The sequence below is a fragment of the Streptomyces sp. NPDC056600 genome, from assembly GCF_042792855.1.
Classification (GTDB): Bacteria; Actinomycetota; Actinomycetes; order Streptomycetales; family Streptomycetaceae; genus Streptomyces.
The window spans coordinates 36,241-50,501 of the sequence record NZ_JBHTVQ010000012.1 but is presented as its reverse complement, the minus strand read 5'-3'; the positions used below and the strand labels follow the sequence as shown (position 1 = coordinate 50,501).

Here is a 14,261-nt window from a genome sequence, read left to right as displayed (position 1 = left end):
GCCCGGGCCTCCCCGGGCCTTCTGAGTCACGCCGGGCCCCAGCCGGGCCTCGCCGGGCCTCGCCGGGCCTCGCCGGGCCTCAGCCGAGGATCTCGCGGGCGGCGCGGGTCGGGGTGAGGTCCAGGCGCCACGCCGCCCACGCCTCGCCGGGCGGGAGGCCGCGGCGCAGGTAGAGCTCCCAGGTGGCCGCGCAGTCGGCCAGCCGCGGGTCCTTCACCGTGGGGAGCAGTTCGGCCAGCTCCCGCTGGGCCACCGCGGCGCCGTCCGCCGAGGCGTACGGCAGCAGCGTGCAGCGCAGGAACCGCGCCCAGGCCTCGGCCCGGACGTCGCCGCAGGCGGCCGCCAGCTCCACCGCCTCGTCGCACAGCGCGAGCGCCCGTTCCTCGCGCGAGTTGCCCGCGTCGATCACCGCGAGCTCCACGCAGCTCCACGCCTCCCCGTGCACCACCCCGGCACGCCGGAAGTCGGCCCGCGCGTCCACCAGCAGCTGCCGCGCGAAGCCGGAGTTGCGCAGCGACCCGGCCCGCGCGGCGCGCTGGTCGCGCGTCACCCGGGCCAGGTGGTGGCGGGCCCAGCCCAGCCCGTAGACGTCCCGCATCCGGGAGAACAGCGCGCGGGAGCGTTCCAGTTCGCGGCCCGCCTCGTCGAGGTCGCCGGTCTCCTCCAGCGCCTGGCCCAGGTAGTGCAGCGTCCACGCCTCGCCGCGCAGGTCCTCCACCTCACGGTGCAGCGCGACCGCCTTGCGCAGGCCCTCCACGGCGGCGGCCGCCTCCCCGTCCGCCAGCCGGGCCCGCTCCAGCTGGGTGCGGGTCCACGCCTGCCCGCGGGTGTCCCGGGTGCGCCGGTACCCGTCGAGCGCGGCCCGCAGCTCCTGGCGTCCGCGCTCCACGTCGCCGGTGCGCAGCGCCAGCTGGCCGAACTGGTAGCGGGCCCACGCCTCTCCGTGCACCGCCTCGGCGGCCCGGTGCAGCGCCAGCGACTGCCGCAGCAGCTGACGCGCCTCGGCGAGGTTCCCCCGGTCGCGCTCCACGGCGCCCAGCGCGTGCAGGGTCCACGCCCGGTCGGCGGACAGCTCCGGCGCGCCCTGGAGGTTGACGGCCTCGCGCAGCTTGGCGGCGGCCTCCGGGAGGTTGCCCTGGTGGTGGAGCGTGATGCCGAGCGAGCCCATCGCCCGCGCCGCCTCGGCCTCCTGCTCGGAGGCCCGGTAGTCGTCCACCAGCGACGACAGCGTGCTCCTGGCCTTGTCGAGGTCGCCGATCTGCCGGGCGGCGATGCCGGTGCGCCAGGTCACCGAGCGGAGCATCAGCCCTTCGTCGACGGACCGGGCCAGCTCGTTGATCTCGCCCAGCCGGTACATGTCGCCCCGCAGCAGGCAGTAGTCGCAGAGCGCGCCGAGCAGGGCGTGCACGGCCGAGCTGTCCACGCCGTCCGCGTTGCGCAGTGCGGCGGTGATGAACGCGGACTCGTCGTCCAGCCAGCGCAGCGCCTCCTTGAGGGAGGAGAAGCCCTGCGGGGCCGCGCCGGCCGGGGTGGACAGGCCGGTGCGGGTGGAGATGTTGCCGTCGATCAGCCGCAGCACGGAGTCGGCGAGGGCGGCGTAGGTGGTGATCAGCCGGGTCTGGGCGGCGGTGCGTTCGGCCGGGGTCTCCTCCTCCTGGAGGCGTTCCTGGGCGAAGGCGCGGACGACGTCGTGCAGCCGGCAGCGGGTGCCGCGGACCGGCTCGACCAGGCCGGCCCGGGCCAGCGAGGCGAGGTGCCGCCAGGCGTCCCGCTCGTCGGTGTCCAGCAGCGAGGCGGCGGCCGCCGCGCCGAGCGAGGCCCGGCCGGCCAGCGCGAGCCGCCGCAGCAGGCGGCGGGCCTGCTCGGGCTGGTCGGAGTAGCGCAGCCACAGGGCCCGCTGGACGGGGGTGACCGGGCCGTAGGCGCCCAGGTCGTCGGCGAGCCGGCCCGCGCCGCGGGCACCGAGGGCGGTGCCGGCGACGCGCAGGGCCAGCGGCAGACCGCCGCACAGACGGTGGACGCGCTCGGTGGCCTCGTCGTCCCGGGCGCGTTCGGTGCCGGGTGGCGTGTAGGCGGCCAGGGCCTCCCGGGAGGCCTCCACCGGCAGTGGCTGCACGGCCAGCTGGTGGGAGCGGGCGGGCATGTCGCGCAGCAGCGCCAGCGGGGTGCGTGAGGTGACCAGCACCAGGCTCTCGGAACGCTCCGGAAGCAGGGCGCGCACCTGCTCCGGGTCGGAGGCGTCGTCCAGCACGACGATCACCGGCAGTCCGGCCAGGTGACGGCGGTAGAGCTCGGTGAGGCGGGTCAGCTGCTGCTCCGGGGTGGAGCCCTCGCGGAACAGGAGCTGTTCGCGGGGCGCGCCCAGGCGGTTCAGCAGGTGCAGCAACGCCTGTCTGGTGGGCAGCGGCGGGTCGGAGGGGGAGTCGCCGCGCAGGTCGACCAGGCAGGCGCCGCGGTACTCGTCGCGCAGGTCGTGGGCGGCGCGGGCGGCCAGCGCGGTGCGGCCGGAGCCGGGGGCGCCGTGCAGCACCACCACGGTGGGGCGGCTGTCGGCGTCGGCGCGGGCGGCACGGGCCCAGCGGCGGATGGCGGCCAGTTCCTCGCGGCGGCCCGCGAACGGGGCGTCCGCCGGCGGTAACTGGTCGAACGACCGCTCCAGCACGGCGCGGCGGCGGGCGGCGGCGCTCTTGTCGGTGCCGCGCAGCCGGGGCGGCGCGGTCGGCGTCCGGGGCGGGGCGGCGAGCCGGCGGTGCTGCTCCAGCCACGGCCGGATGCCGCGTAACTCCAGCGCGGTGAGCCACTGCAGCCGCAGCGCCTCGTGTCCTCCGGGCTGCAGCACGGCGCCGGCGTGGTGGTGGGCGGCGGGCACGTGCGAGGCGGTGACCCGCACGACGGCGGTCGCGGTGGCGGTCAGCCCGACGGAGATCCCCGCGCCGAGGGCGACCGCCCCGCCGGTGCCGAGGGCGAGGTCGGCGACGGTGGCGGTCGCGGCGGCCACCCCGGCCACCAGGAAGGTGGTCGGGCCGCCGCCCTCACGGGCGAAGCGCCGGGCGAAGGTGGGGTGGGCGTCGCGGACGGCGTCCAGGGCGCGCAGGTAGGCCTGGTACTCCGGCTCGGCGGCGCGGGCCATGTCGTCCAGGGCGGCGCGAGCGCGGGTGAGCAGGACCGCGGGGTCCGCGCCGCTGCGGCGCGCCTCCTCCTTGACCGTGCGGTCGAGCAGGTTTTCGGCGTCCTGGCGGTGCGGGTCGCGCATGTCCGGTCCCCCTCCGGTGGCGATGCCGTGCGCCTGCGGCGGTCCCGGGAGATGTTCCGCCCCCGTGCGTCCCCCGTAGCCGCCCAGTGTTCCTCCCCCGTCCCCCGGGGGGCCGAAACCGCCCCTTCCCCCCGAACAGCCCCTTCCCGGCCACGGGTTGGGACGCCGGGGGTTCGCTCCGGGCTCCCGTGCGGGGCGGTCGGCCCGGGGGGGCCGGTCAGCCGGCCCGGCGGACCGGTGCGGCTCCGGTGGCGACGAGGAAGCGGGTCATCTCCTCGGCCAGACGTTCGGGCTGGTCCTCGGGGACGAGGGTGGAGGAGTCGGCGATCTCGACCAGCCGTCCCTGGGGATAGAGCTCGGCCAGCCGGGGTCCGTGCTCACGGGGCATCAGCCGGTCCTCGGCCGCCCAGACCACCAGGACCGGGCGGTCGAAGTCGCGCAGTCGCCCGCTCCAGTCCAGCAGGGTCGCGCGGTCGGGCGCCCCGGTGGCGAACTTGGCGAAGTCCCGGCGAACGGCCCTGCTGCGGGTGGCCGGGCCGAACCAGTCGTCCATGACCTCGTCCGGGATCCCGCGCAGGCTCATCCCGCCGTAGCCGCCCCGGGCACGGCGGACCGCGCGGACGCCCATGAGCCGGGTCAGGAGCCGGACGCCGCCGGGAACCCGGCACACGTGGGCCATCGCCCTGGCCGGTCCCGGGGGGAAGTTGTCGAAGGCCTCGCAGGCCACCAGCACCATGCGCGCGAGCCGCTGGGCACGCCCCTCGGACACCAGGAACTGGCCCCCGCCCCAGTCGTTCAGGACCAGGGTCACCTCCTCCAGGTCCAGGCGTTCGAGGAACTCGCCGAGGAGCAGGGCGACCCCGCGCTGCGACAGGTCGGCGTCCGGCCTCATGGGCCGGCGGTGACCGCCGAGGGGCAGCGTGGGAAGGACGCAGCGGTATCCGTCCAGCAGCGGGACCACCTTGCGCCACTGGGTCTCGTTCATCGGCGGGCCGTGCCCGAAGACCAGCACCGGCCCGTCCCCGCCGGTGTCCTGGTAGTCCACCGGCCCGGCCGACAGTTCGACACTCGGCATCGCAGCCTCCCGCCACTTGATAGATTGTTCTACTGTCATCCTGCATGCGCGGAGAGTGGAGAGCAATGGGACGTCCCGACAGTGGCGGCATCCGCGACACGCGCGCCCGGATCAGGGGGGCGGCCGCGACGCTGTTCCGCCGCTACGGCTACTCGGCCACCGGACTCAAGCGGATCGCGGCGGAGGCGCAGGCGCCGTTCGGCTCGATCTACCACTTCTTCCCCGGCGGCAAGCAGCAACTGGCCGAGGACATGATCCGCACGACCGGCCCGGAGTACGGCCGCATGGTGCTGGCCGTGCTGGAGAGCGAGCCGGACCCTGCCGCGTCCCTCGTGCGCGCCTTCGAGGCGGCCGCCGACGACCTCGCGGCGGCCGACTACGCCGACGCGTGCCCGATCGGCACGCTCGCCCTGGAGGTCGCGAGCAGCGACGAGGTGCTGCGGGCCGCGACGGCGGACGTCTTCGGGGAGTGGGTGGACGGCGCGGCGGGGTGGTTCGGCCGCTGGGTGCCCGACCCGCGGGAGGCGAGGTCGCTCGCCACCTCACTGGTCATGATGCTGGAGGGAGCCTTCATGCTCAGCCGGGCCGCCCGCGACCCGGAACCACTGCGCGTCGCCGGCCGCGCGATGGCCGACCTGTTCCACGCGACGATCACCCGGACGGACCAGCACTGAGGCACCGCGCCGGCCACACCTGGTCGGCAGGGGTCGCGAGGGGCACGTGGCCCGGTCGGACAGCACGCGTGGCGGCCCGGCGCGGTCGGGCAGCGCAAGGCGCGTGCCACCTGTGGGGCCGGACCGGCGCCGCGGTCGGTCGGGACCGGGCCTCGGCAGGCAGCGTGCGGCCGGAGCCGGGCGGACCCAGGGCCGGTCTCCCGCCCGGGCGCGCGCCGCGGATGCGGCGGTGCCCCCGGGCCCGGGGCGGTGGGCAGGCGAACGCGACGGCCGCCCCGCCGCGCGGGGCGCGGAGGCGGGGCGGTCGGTGGCGCGCGGCCGTCGGTCCCGCCACGTCGGGCGGGACCGGCGGGCGGCGGCTACTTCTCGGCGGAGGGCGCCGAGGCGGTGGAGGCCGCCTCGGCGGAGGGCGCGGTGTCGGAGGCGGCGGCCTCGTCCTCGCGGCCCACCATCTTCGCCCGCTCCATGTGCTTGTTCATGGACTTCATCAGTCCCCACACCGCCAACGCCATCACGGCGAAGACGATGAACCCCAGCACGCCGGGCGTGACCTTGTCCTTGTCGAATTCCTCCGCGGCCAGAACCAGGAGGCTTGCGCTTGCGCTCATGTCAGCCATTCTCCCGGACCCCTGCGAAGAGGTCCGACTCGGGGATGGAGGTCTCCACCAACGACTTCGCGAGCTCGTAGTCCTCGGTGGGCCAGACCTCCCGCTGGAGGTCCAGCGGGATGCGGAACCAGCCGCCGTCGGGGTCGATCTGCGTGGCGTGCGCGATCAGCGCCCGGTCCCGCGTCTCGAAGAACTCCCCGCACGGCACGAACGTGGTGAGCGTGCGCTCGACCCGCTCGAACTCGTCCCACCGCTTGAGCCAGTCCCCGTAGGGGGACTCCAGCCCGCGCGACTCCATCGCCTCGTGCAGCGCGACCGTGCGCGGCCGGTTGAAGCCCTGGTTGTAGTACAGCTTCACCGGCTGGTAGGCGGCCCCGTACTCCGACTCCGGGTACTTCTCCAGGTCGCCGGCACCCTCGAAGGCCACCATCGTGATCTTGTGGGTCATGATGTGGTCGGGGTGCGGGTAGCCGCCGTTCTCGTCGTACGTGGTGACGACCTGCGGGCGGAAGGACCGGATCTGCCGCACCAGCTCACCGGCCGCCTTGTCGACGTCCTCCAGCGCGAAGCACCCGTCGGGAAGCGGCGGCAGCGGGTCGCCCTCCGGCAGGCCGGAGTCGACGAAACCGAGCCACGCCTGCTTGATCCCCAGGATCTCGCGCGCCGCGTCCATCTCCTTGCGGCGGACCTCGTGGATGTTCTCCTCGATGTACGGGTCGCCCTGGAGCTTCGGGTTCAGGATGGAACCGCGCTCACCACCGGTGCAGGTCACCACGAGGACGTCGACGCCCTCGGACACGTACTTCGCCATGGTGGCGGCGCCCTTGCTCGACTCGTCGTCGGGGTGGGCGTGGACTGCCATCAGTCGCAGCTGCTCGGTCAAGGCTCAATCCTCAGAGATCGGTCGGCGCCCGGGCGGCGCACACGCGTGCGCGAGCGGTCCCCGGTGGGCATGGGTACCATCCGCGCCTTCTATAGTGACGGAATCGGGGGACGATTGATTCCGGGGTCCGGACAGGACGCTCCGCCCCCGCCCGAGAGGACCGATCATGAGCACGGCGAATGACCAGCAGTCCGAGGGCCGGCCCACCGGGCAGCCCACGGGCTCCCGGCCGCCCGCCGGCCGTTACGGACGTGCCGCGGACGCGGAGGCGGACCGCCGCGCCGACCGCACGCTGAAGATCGTGGGCTCGGTCCTCGGGGCCGTCCTGATCGCCGTCGTCGCCTGGTTCGGTTTCTACCACGTCGGCGGCAGCGAGATCAGCGGTCAGATGATCACCTTCAAGACGGCCGAGGACTCCGTCCGGGTCGAGCTGGAGGTCTTCAAGGACGAGGGCGTCACCGGTTACTGCACGGTCCGCTCCCAGGCGGAGACCGGCGCCGAGGTCGGCCGCGCCGACTTCCGGTTCGACGAGGACTCCACCCGCGTCCACAAGACGGTCACCCTGCGCACCACCAGCCGCGGCACCACCGCCGAGCTGCTGGGCTGCCACACCGGCTGAGCCGCCGGACCACCGCACCGGACGGGCGGCCGCGGACCTCCGGCCGCCTGGCATTTCTTCTCCCACTTTCGCGGCGCGATTGTTAGGCTCGTGGTTTCGCCCACCCATGAGGGACCATTCTTCTGGGTAGGGCGTTGCTTTGTATTTCCAGTACGGACGAGGAGCACCTGTGACCCAGACCAGCGAGAACGTCACCTGGCTCACCCAGGAGGCGTACAACAAGCTCAAGGACGAGCTTGCGTACCTTACTGGTCCTGCGCGCACCGAAATCGCCGCCAAGATCGCGGCCGCGCGCGAAGAGGGCGATCTGCGGGAGAACGGCGGCTACCACGCCGCCAAGGAGGAGCAGGGCAAGCAGGAGCTCCGGGTGCGGCAACTCCAGCAGCTGCTGGAGTCGGCGAAGGTCGGCGAGGCGCCGGCCGCCGACGGCGAGGTCGCTCCGGGCATGCTCGTCACGGTCGCCTTCGACGGCGACGAGGACGACACCCTGACCTTCCTGCTCGCCTCCCGGGAGTACGCCAGCGAGGACATCGAGACGTACTCCCCGCAGTCCCCGCTCGGCCGTGGCGTGATCGGCCACTCGATCGGTGAGGACGCGGAGTACGAGCTGCCCAACGGCAAGAAGGCCTCCGTGCGCATCCTGAAGGCCGAGCCCTACAAGGGCTGAGCCGCCGCAGGCGTGCCGCGCGGTCCCCGCGCAGGACACGGAACCGGAACGAGGAGGACCCCCGGGCGCCGAGCCCGGGGGTCCTCGCGCGTCTCCCGCCGTGCGGCGTGCCCGCGTTATCGCGTGCCCGCCGTGCGGCGGCACCGGACGGACCGGTCACCGGTCACGCGGACGCGTCAGACGGTGGCGGACCGGTACTTGCGCACGGACAGCGTCCGGAAGAGCACGATGATCGCCACCGAGTAGATCAGCGACGCCCACACCGGGTGCTGCATCGGCCACGCGTCCGAGGTGGACTGCCCCGGGTTGGCCCACAGCACACGGCACGCCTGCACGATCGCGCTGAACGGGTTCCACTCGGCGATGTGCCGCAGCCAGGGCGTCATGTTGGCCGGGTCGACGAACGCGTTGGAGATGAAGGTGACGGGGAAGAGCCAGATCAGCCCGCCGTTGGTGGCCGCCTCGGGGCTGCGCACCGAGAGGCCGATCAGCGCGCCGATCCAGGTGAACGCGTAGCCGCAGAGCATCAGCAGCCCGAACCCGGCGGCCACCCGCAGCGGGTCGGTGTCGCCGTTCGTCCCGACCCGCCAGCCCAGCAGCAGGGCGACCGCGGCCAGGACCATCACGGTCAGCGCGGTCTGCACCAGGTCGGCCAGCGTCCGCCCGGTGAGCACCGCCCCGCGGGCCATCGGCAGGGCGCGGAACCGGTCGATCAGCCCCTTGTGCATGTCCTCGGCGATGCCCGCGCCCGCGCCGGCGGTCGAGAAGGTGACGGTCTGCGCGAAGATGCCGGCCATCAGGAAGTTCTTGTAGGCCTCGGAGCTCGTCGAGCCGCCGACCTTCAGGGATCCGCCGAACACGTAGGTGAACAGCACCACGAACATGACCGGCTGGATGAGCCCGAAGAGCACGATCTCGGGAATCCTGGTCATCCGGATCAGGTTGCGCTGCGCCACGATCACGGAGTCGCGCCACGACTGCCGCACCCGCCCGCCACGGCTCGTGACGGGCCGGCGTCCCTCGGCCTCGGTGACGGCGCTCATCCGCTTGCCTCCTCGGTCTCGGCCGCCTCGGCCATGTGGCCGGTGAGCGAGAGGAACACGTCGTCCAGCGTCGGGCGCCGCAGCCCGACGTCGTCCATCTCGATGCCCCGCGCGTCGAGCTCGCGGATCACCTCGGCCAGCAGCTTGGGGCCGCCGCTCACCGGGACGGTCAGCTTGCGGGTGTGGTCCTCGACGGCGAGTTCGCCCACCCCGTACCCGGTCAGCACCGTGGCCGCCTCCGGCATCAGCTCCCGGGCGCGGACGATGACCTCGATGCGTTCCCCGCCGGTGCGGGACTTCAGCTCGTCGGAGGTGCCGCGGGCGATCACCTTTCCGTGGTCGACCACCGCGATGTCGTGGGCGAGGTGGTCCGCCTCCTCCAGGTACTGGGTGGTCAGCAGCAGCGTCGTGCCGCCGGAGACCAGGTCCTTGATCACGTCCCAGAGCTGGAGCCGGTTGCGCGGGTCCAGGCCGGTGGTCGGCTCGTCCATGAACATCACCGGCGGCCGCACCACCAGCGCCGCGGCCAGGTCGAGGCGGCGGCGCATACCGCCGGAGTAGTTCTTGGTGATCCGTTCGGCGGCGTCGGTGAGATGGAACTGCTCCAGCAGTTCGTTCGCCCGGACCTTCGCCGCGCGGCGGCCCATCTGGTAGAGCCGGCCCACCATCACCAGGTTCTCCCGCCCGGTGAGGTACTCGTCCACGGCGGCGAACTGACCCGACAGCCCGATGTTGTGCCGCACCGCGTCGGGATCCTTCAGCACGTCGATCCCGGCGACGACGGCGTGCCCGGCGTCCGGGCGCAGCAGCGTCGTCAGGCACCGCACGGCGGTCGTCTTCCCCGCGCCGTTGGGGCCGAGCAGCCCCAGCACGGTCCCCTCGGGAACGTCCAGATCGACGCCGTCCAGCGCCCGCACGTCCCCGAAGGTCTTGACCAGCCCTTCCGCCCGAATGGCCCCCGGCATACCGCCTCCGGCCCCGCTCGACGACAGTCGTCCGCCTCCGAGCCTAGAGTCGCCCGCCCTCCGCCGCGCGCCGGACTGGGCGGCCCGGGTGGGCCTCCCCCGCCGCGGTTCGCCGCCCGCCGCGGCGCGCGCGGTGGCGGGCGGGCACCGTCCGTCGGCCCCGCACCGCCCCGCGCGGCCCCCGCACCGCCCGGCGCGCCCCACACGCCGTCACCGCGACGAGGTCTTCGCCCGCGACCCGTTACGCTCGGTGCACATGAGTGACACCCACTTCAGCGAGCACTTCGAGACGCTGGCGATCCACGCGGGCAACACCGCCGATCCCCTGACCGGCGCCGTCGTTCCCCCCATCTACCAGGTCTCCACGTACAAGCAGGACGGCGTCGGCGGCCTGCGCGGCGGCTACGAGTACAGCCGCAGCGCCAACCCCACCCGCACCGCCCTGGAGGAGAACCTCGCCGCGCTCGAGGGCGGCCGCCGGGGTCTCGCCTTCGCCTCCGGCCTCGCCGCCGAGGACTGCCTGCTGCGTACCCTGCTCGCGCCGGGCGACCACGTGGTCATCCCCAACGACGCCTACGGCGGCACGTTCCGCCTGTTCGCGAAGGTGGTCTCCCGCTGGGGCGTGGAGTGGTCGGTCGCCGACAGCAGCGACCCGGAGGCGCTGCGCGCCGCGATGACCCCGAAGACCAAGGCCGTCTGGGTGGAGACCCCTTCCAACCCGCTCCTGGGCATCACCGACATCGCCGCCGCCGCGCAGATCGCCCACGCCGGCGGGGCCCGTCTGGTCGTCGACAACACCTTCGCCACGCCGTACCTCCAGCAGCCGCTGGCGCTCGGCGCGGACGTGGTGGTGCACTCCCTCACGAAGTACATGGGCGGCCACTCCGACGTGGTCGGCGGCGCGCTGATCACGGCCGACCAGGAGCTGGGCGAGGAGCTGGCCTACCACCAGAACGCCATGGGCGCGGTGGCCGGACCGTTCGACTCCTGGCTGGTGCTGCGCGGCACGAAGACGCTGGCGGTCCGCATGGACCGTCACTCGGAGAACGCGGCGAAGGTCGTCGACATGCTGAGCCGTCACCCCAAGGTGACTAAGGTCCTGTACCCGGGCCTGCCGGAGCACCCGGGCCACGAGGTCGCCGCCAAGCAGATGCGGGCGTTCGGCGGCATGGTGTCCTTCCAGGTGGCCGGCGGCGAGGAGGCCGCGGTGGCGGTCTGCGACCGCGCCAAGGTCTTCACCCTGGGCGAGTCCCTGGGCGGCGTGGAGTCCCTGATCGAGCACCCGGGCCGCATGACCCACGCCTCCGCCGCGGGCTCCGCCCTCGAGGTCCCCGCGGACCTCGTGCGCCTCTCCGTCGGCATCGAGAACGCCGAAGACCTCGTCGAGGACCTCCGCCAGGCCCTGGGCTAGGACTTGGGCCGGGCATCTCGCGGTGCCCTCACCTCTGCGGGAAGCCCGGGGAAGGTGGGCGCGGGGCCTCATGTGCGGGCAACGGCTCGCACCGCAGCGGTTCGGTCTCCCGGGCAGGGGGCGGGTCGGGGAAACAAGTGGTGCCGCCCACCGGGTGCACGGCTCCCGCCGCTCCCGCCGCACGAGTCCACCGGGCCCGTCTCCCTTCCGGGGGCGGGCCCGCCGGGCTCCGGGGAACTCTCGGGCCGGGGGAACAGGCCGCCGCCCCAGGCGCAACCGCGGCCGCCCCTACCCCCAGCCGCCCTCACCCAGGGCCACAGCAACCAGCACGCCGACTCCGAGCAGCACCCCCACCACACCCAGCACCCGCACCACCCACACGCGCCCCCGCACCCGCCGCCCCTCCGCGACGGCCCGCTCCGGCATGCCCACCGGCACCGCGGGCAACCGCACCGCCGCCAGCGCGCGCCGCGCCGCCGCCTCGCACCGAGGTCCCGCCCCCGCCGCGAATCCCCTGGTCGCACGCGTCGTCAGGGCATCGACCCGACCGGCCGTGATCCCCAGCAGCACCCCCGCGCGCTCCGCGTCGATCCCTTCGTGGAGCCGCAGCACCAGCACCATCCGGACGAGCGGCCGCAGCTGGACCAACGGCCCGAGGTCACCACCGGGACCAGGCGGAACGCCGCCGCCCCGCCCGCGCCACCCCTCCCGCACGCCTCGCCGGAAGCGGATCCGCCGCAGATACCCCCGCGTGAGCTCGACCCGAGCGAGGTCGTACGGGTCCTCCCCGTCGATCCGCCCCCACCGGGCGTAGGTCCGCGCCAGCGCCTCCACCAGCAGCCGCCGCGCCAAGGGGCAGTCCCGCGGATCCTCGGCGGTGAACAGCGTGGCCGTGCGCAGCAGCCGTCCGCCGGACGCCGCGGCGAAGGCCCGGAACTCCTCCTCGCCCCGCTCCTCGCCGACTCCGAGAGCCGTCACACCCGCCCCCTCCTCCGGTCACCCACCCGTCAGGAACCGCCCCCGCGATGTGGTGGCCCCAGGAATCTTCGGGACCGACAGGACTGACCGGCGGGACCGACAGGACCGGCGGGATCCGTCGGACTCAGGAGCCGGAAGGCTCCGCCGCCCCCCGCACGCCCCCGGCACCGCCCGCCTGCCCCGCCATCCGTTCCGACAACGCGTCGTTCATCCGCGTCAGCAGCCCGCAGAAGGAGTCCCGCTCCTCCTCCGACCAGTCCTCGGTCAGCTCCGCCATCAACTGCCGGCGGGACGCACGGACCTCCTCCAGCCGCCCGCGCCCGCGGGGCGACAGGTCGAGCACGACGGCACGGCCGTCCTCCGGGTGCGAGGTCCGCCGGACCAGACCGGCCTCGACAAGGGGCGCCACCTGGCGGGTGACCGTGGAGGAATCGATGCCCATCCCGGCGGCCAGCGCCTTGACGCCCATCGGGCCTTCCTCTTCGAGACGGTGGAGAAGCAGGTACGCCGCACGGTCCATCGAGTCGCGCAGCCGTCCGACTGCCCCCAGCCGGGTCTGCTCGGCGCGGCGCGCGAACAGGGCCATCTGGTACTGGAGCGACTCGAGGAGACCGTCGTCGTCGGTGGTCGTCACGTCCGTCGACTCCGTCGAGATGTCGGGTGCAGTGGGCATGGCCGGAAGCTCACTTCGATCTGGGCCGGTAATGGGGGACAGGCTACGCGGACTCGCACCGGTGCGTAATGAGCCTGTGGAAAACCCGCCCCCGGAGCGTCAGGCCTTGGGCACGACCGGTCACGGTTTTCCACAGGACAGGTGGCGCGCGAGTTCTCCCTGCGAGACTGGCCCCATGAATCACCGCACATCCGCGGCTCCGTCTCCCGTCACCCTCGACGACGTCCGCGGTGCCCAGAAGATGCTCTCCGGCATCGCGCGGGTCACCGGCCTGGAGGGCAGCAGGTACCTGTCCCGGCTGGTGGGCGCCCCGGTGCTCCTGAAGTGCGAGAACCTTCAGCGCACCGGGTCGTTCAAGCTGCGCGGCGCCTACATCCGGATCGCCGGCCTGCTCCCCGAGGAGCGCGCGGCCGGCGTGGTGGCCGCCAGCGCGGGCAACCACGCGCAGGGCGTCGCCCTGGCCGCCTCGCTGCTCGGCGTGAAGGCGACGGTCTTCATGCCGAAGGGCGCTCCGCTGCCCAAGATCAGCGCGACCAGGGAGTACGGCGCGGAGGTCATACTCCACGGCCAGGTGGTCGACGAGACCATGGCCGCGGCGATCGCGCACGCCGAGGAGACCGGCGCGGTCTTCATCCACCCCTTCGACCATCCCGACGTGATCACGGGTCAGGGCACGGTCGGGCTGGAGATCCTCGAGCAGTGTCCCGAGGTCCGCACGATCGTGGTCGGCGTCGGCGGCGGAGGGCTGGCCGCCGGCATAGCGGTCGCGGTGAAGTCGCTGCGCCCGGACGTCAGGATCGTGGGCGTGCAGGCCGAGGGTGCGGCCGCCTACCCGCCCTCGCTCGCGGCGGGCCATCCGGTGGCGGTGCCCCGGCCGGTGACGATGGCCGACGGCATCAAGGTGGGCCGGCCGGGCGAGGTGCCGTTCGCCCTGGTCAGCGAGCTGGTCGACGAGGTGCGCACGGTCGGCGAGGACCAGCTGTCGGCGGCGCTGCTGCACTGCCTGGAGCGCGCCAAGCTGGTGGTGGAGCCGGCCGGCGCGAGCCCGGTCGCCGCCCTGCTCGCCGACCCGAGGTCGTTCCGGGGCCCGGTGGTGGCGGTCCTCTCCGGCGGCAACGTGGACCCGGTACTGCTCCAGGGCGTCCTGCGGCACGGCATGACGGTGCAGGGCCGCTACTTCGCGGTCCGCGTCCGCCTCGACGACCGCCCGGGTTCCCTCGCCACCCTCCTGTCGGTCCTCTCCGAGATGGACGCCAACGTCCTCGACGTCAGCCACCGCCGCACGGCCCCGCGTCTGGGCCCCACCGAGGCGGAGGTGGAGGTCCATCTGGAGACCAAGGGCCCGGAGCACTGCGCCGAGGTGCACCGGGCGCTGCGCGCCGCGGGCTACGCCATAGCGGACTGACCCGGCC

General features: G+C 74.0%; 13 protein-coding genes. 5 read left to right on the top strand and 8 right to left on the bottom strand.

Features of this window, described 5'->3' with window-relative positions; translation table 11 throughout:
* Nucleotides 1–79: 79 nt before the first annotated feature.
* Nucleotides 80–3,253: a tetratricopeptide repeat protein gene (locus ACFRAV_RS09105; RefSeq protein WP_382552960.1), complete on the bottom strand. Its 3,174-nt coding sequence runs from the start codon at nt 3,251–3,253 to the stop codon at nt 80–82.
* 217 nt (nt 3,254–3,470) lie between these two features.
* Complete coding sequence (locus tag ACFRAV_RS09100) at nt 3,471–4,328, bottom strand: alpha/beta fold hydrolase (protein WP_382552958.1); 858 nt, start codon at nt 4,326–4,328, stop codon at nt 3,471–3,473.
* 65 nt (nt 4,329–4,393) lie between these two features.
* Here ACFRAV_RS09100 and ACFRAV_RS09095 point away from each other — a divergent pair, with 65 nt between their 5' ends.
* A complete protein-coding gene (locus tag ACFRAV_RS09095) occupies nt 4,394–5,002 on the top strand; it encodes a TetR/AcrR family transcriptional regulator (protein WP_382552957.1) in 609 nt (202 codons plus the stop codon).
* 359 nt (nt 5,003–5,361) lie between these two features.
* Here ACFRAV_RS09095 and ACFRAV_RS09090 read toward each other — a convergent pair whose 3' ends face one another.
* The gene (locus tag ACFRAV_RS09090) at nt 5,362–5,619 is read right to left on the bottom strand and encodes a hypothetical protein (RefSeq protein ID WP_382552955.1); all 258 of its coding nucleotides are present in this window, start codon (nt 5,617–5,619) and stop codon (nt 5,362–5,364) included.
* The gene (gene mca / locus ACFRAV_RS09085) at nt 5,612–6,493 is read right to left on the bottom strand and encodes a mycothiol conjugate amidase Mca (protein ID WP_382552954.1); all 882 of its coding nucleotides are present in this window, start codon (nt 6,491–6,493) and stop codon (nt 5,612–5,614) included. The genes ACFRAV_RS09090 and mca overlap by 8 nt, the downstream gene beginning before the upstream one ends.
* Before the next feature lie 166 nt (nt 6,494–6,659).
* On the opposite strand from mca, the gene ACFRAV_RS09080 reads away from it, so the two are divergent.
* Both ACFRAV_RS09080 and greA read left to right on the top strand, forming a co-directional pair.
* The gene (locus tag ACFRAV_RS09080; RefSeq protein WP_382552952.1) at nt 6,660–7,112 is read left to right on the top strand and encodes a DUF4307 domain-containing protein; all 453 of its coding nucleotides are present in this window, start codon (nt 6,660–6,662) and stop codon (nt 7,110–7,112) included.
* 169 nt (nt 7,113–7,281) lie between these two features.
* The gene (greA, locus tag ACFRAV_RS09075; protein ID WP_382552951.1) at nt 7,282–7,779 is read left to right on the top strand and encodes a transcription elongation factor GreA; all 498 of its coding nucleotides are present in this window, start codon (nt 7,282–7,284) and stop codon (nt 7,777–7,779) included.
* Between the two features lie 176 nt (nt 7,780–7,955).
* On the opposite strand, the gene ACFRAV_RS09070 is transcribed toward greA, so the two are convergent.
* Nucleotides 7,956–8,822 carry an ABC transporter permease gene (locus ACFRAV_RS09070; RefSeq protein ID WP_382552949.1) on the bottom strand — a complete coding sequence of 289 codons (867 nt, stop codon included), beginning with the start codon at nt 8,820–8,822 and terminating at the stop codon, nt 7,956–7,958.
* On the bottom strand, nt 8,819–9,787 hold the full coding sequence (locus ACFRAV_RS09065; RefSeq protein ID WP_382552948.1) for an ATP-binding cassette domain-containing protein: 969 nt from the start codon (nt 9,785–9,787) through the stop codon (nt 8,819–8,821). The genes ACFRAV_RS09070 and ACFRAV_RS09065 overlap by 4 nt, the downstream gene beginning before the upstream one ends.
* Before the next feature lie 256 nt (nt 9,788–10,043).
* Between ACFRAV_RS09065 and ACFRAV_RS09060 the strand changes: the two genes are divergently transcribed.
* Nucleotides 10,044–11,198, top strand: coding sequence for a cystathionine gamma-synthase (locus ACFRAV_RS09060; protein WP_382552947.1), 1,155 nt, complete (start codon nt 10,044–10,046; stop codon nt 11,196–11,198).
* 288 nt (nt 11,199–11,486) lie between these two features.
* Here the strand turns inward: ACFRAV_RS09060 and ACFRAV_RS09055 are convergent, their stop codons facing one another.
* Together ACFRAV_RS09055 and ACFRAV_RS09050 are read right to left on the bottom strand one after the other, a co-directional pair.
* Entirely contained in the window at nt 11,487–12,176 is a 690-nt protein-coding gene (locus tag ACFRAV_RS09055; protein ID WP_382552945.1) for an RNA polymerase, read from the bottom strand.
* Nucleotides 12,177–12,300: 124 nt separating this feature from the next.
* Nucleotides 12,301–12,849: a MarR family winged helix-turn-helix transcriptional regulator gene (locus ACFRAV_RS09050; protein WP_382552943.1), complete on the bottom strand. Its 549-nt coding sequence runs from the start codon at nt 12,847–12,849 to the stop codon at nt 12,301–12,303.
* A 175-nt stretch (nt 12,850–13,024) separates the two neighbouring features.
* Between ACFRAV_RS09050 and ilvA the strand changes: the two genes are divergently transcribed.
* The gene (ilvA, locus tag ACFRAV_RS09045; protein WP_382552942.1) at nt 13,025–14,254 is read left to right on the top strand and encodes a threonine ammonia-lyase; all 1,230 of its coding nucleotides are present in this window, start codon (nt 13,025–13,027) and stop codon (nt 14,252–14,254) included.
* The last annotated feature ends 7 nt before the right edge of the window (nt 14,255–14,261 follow it).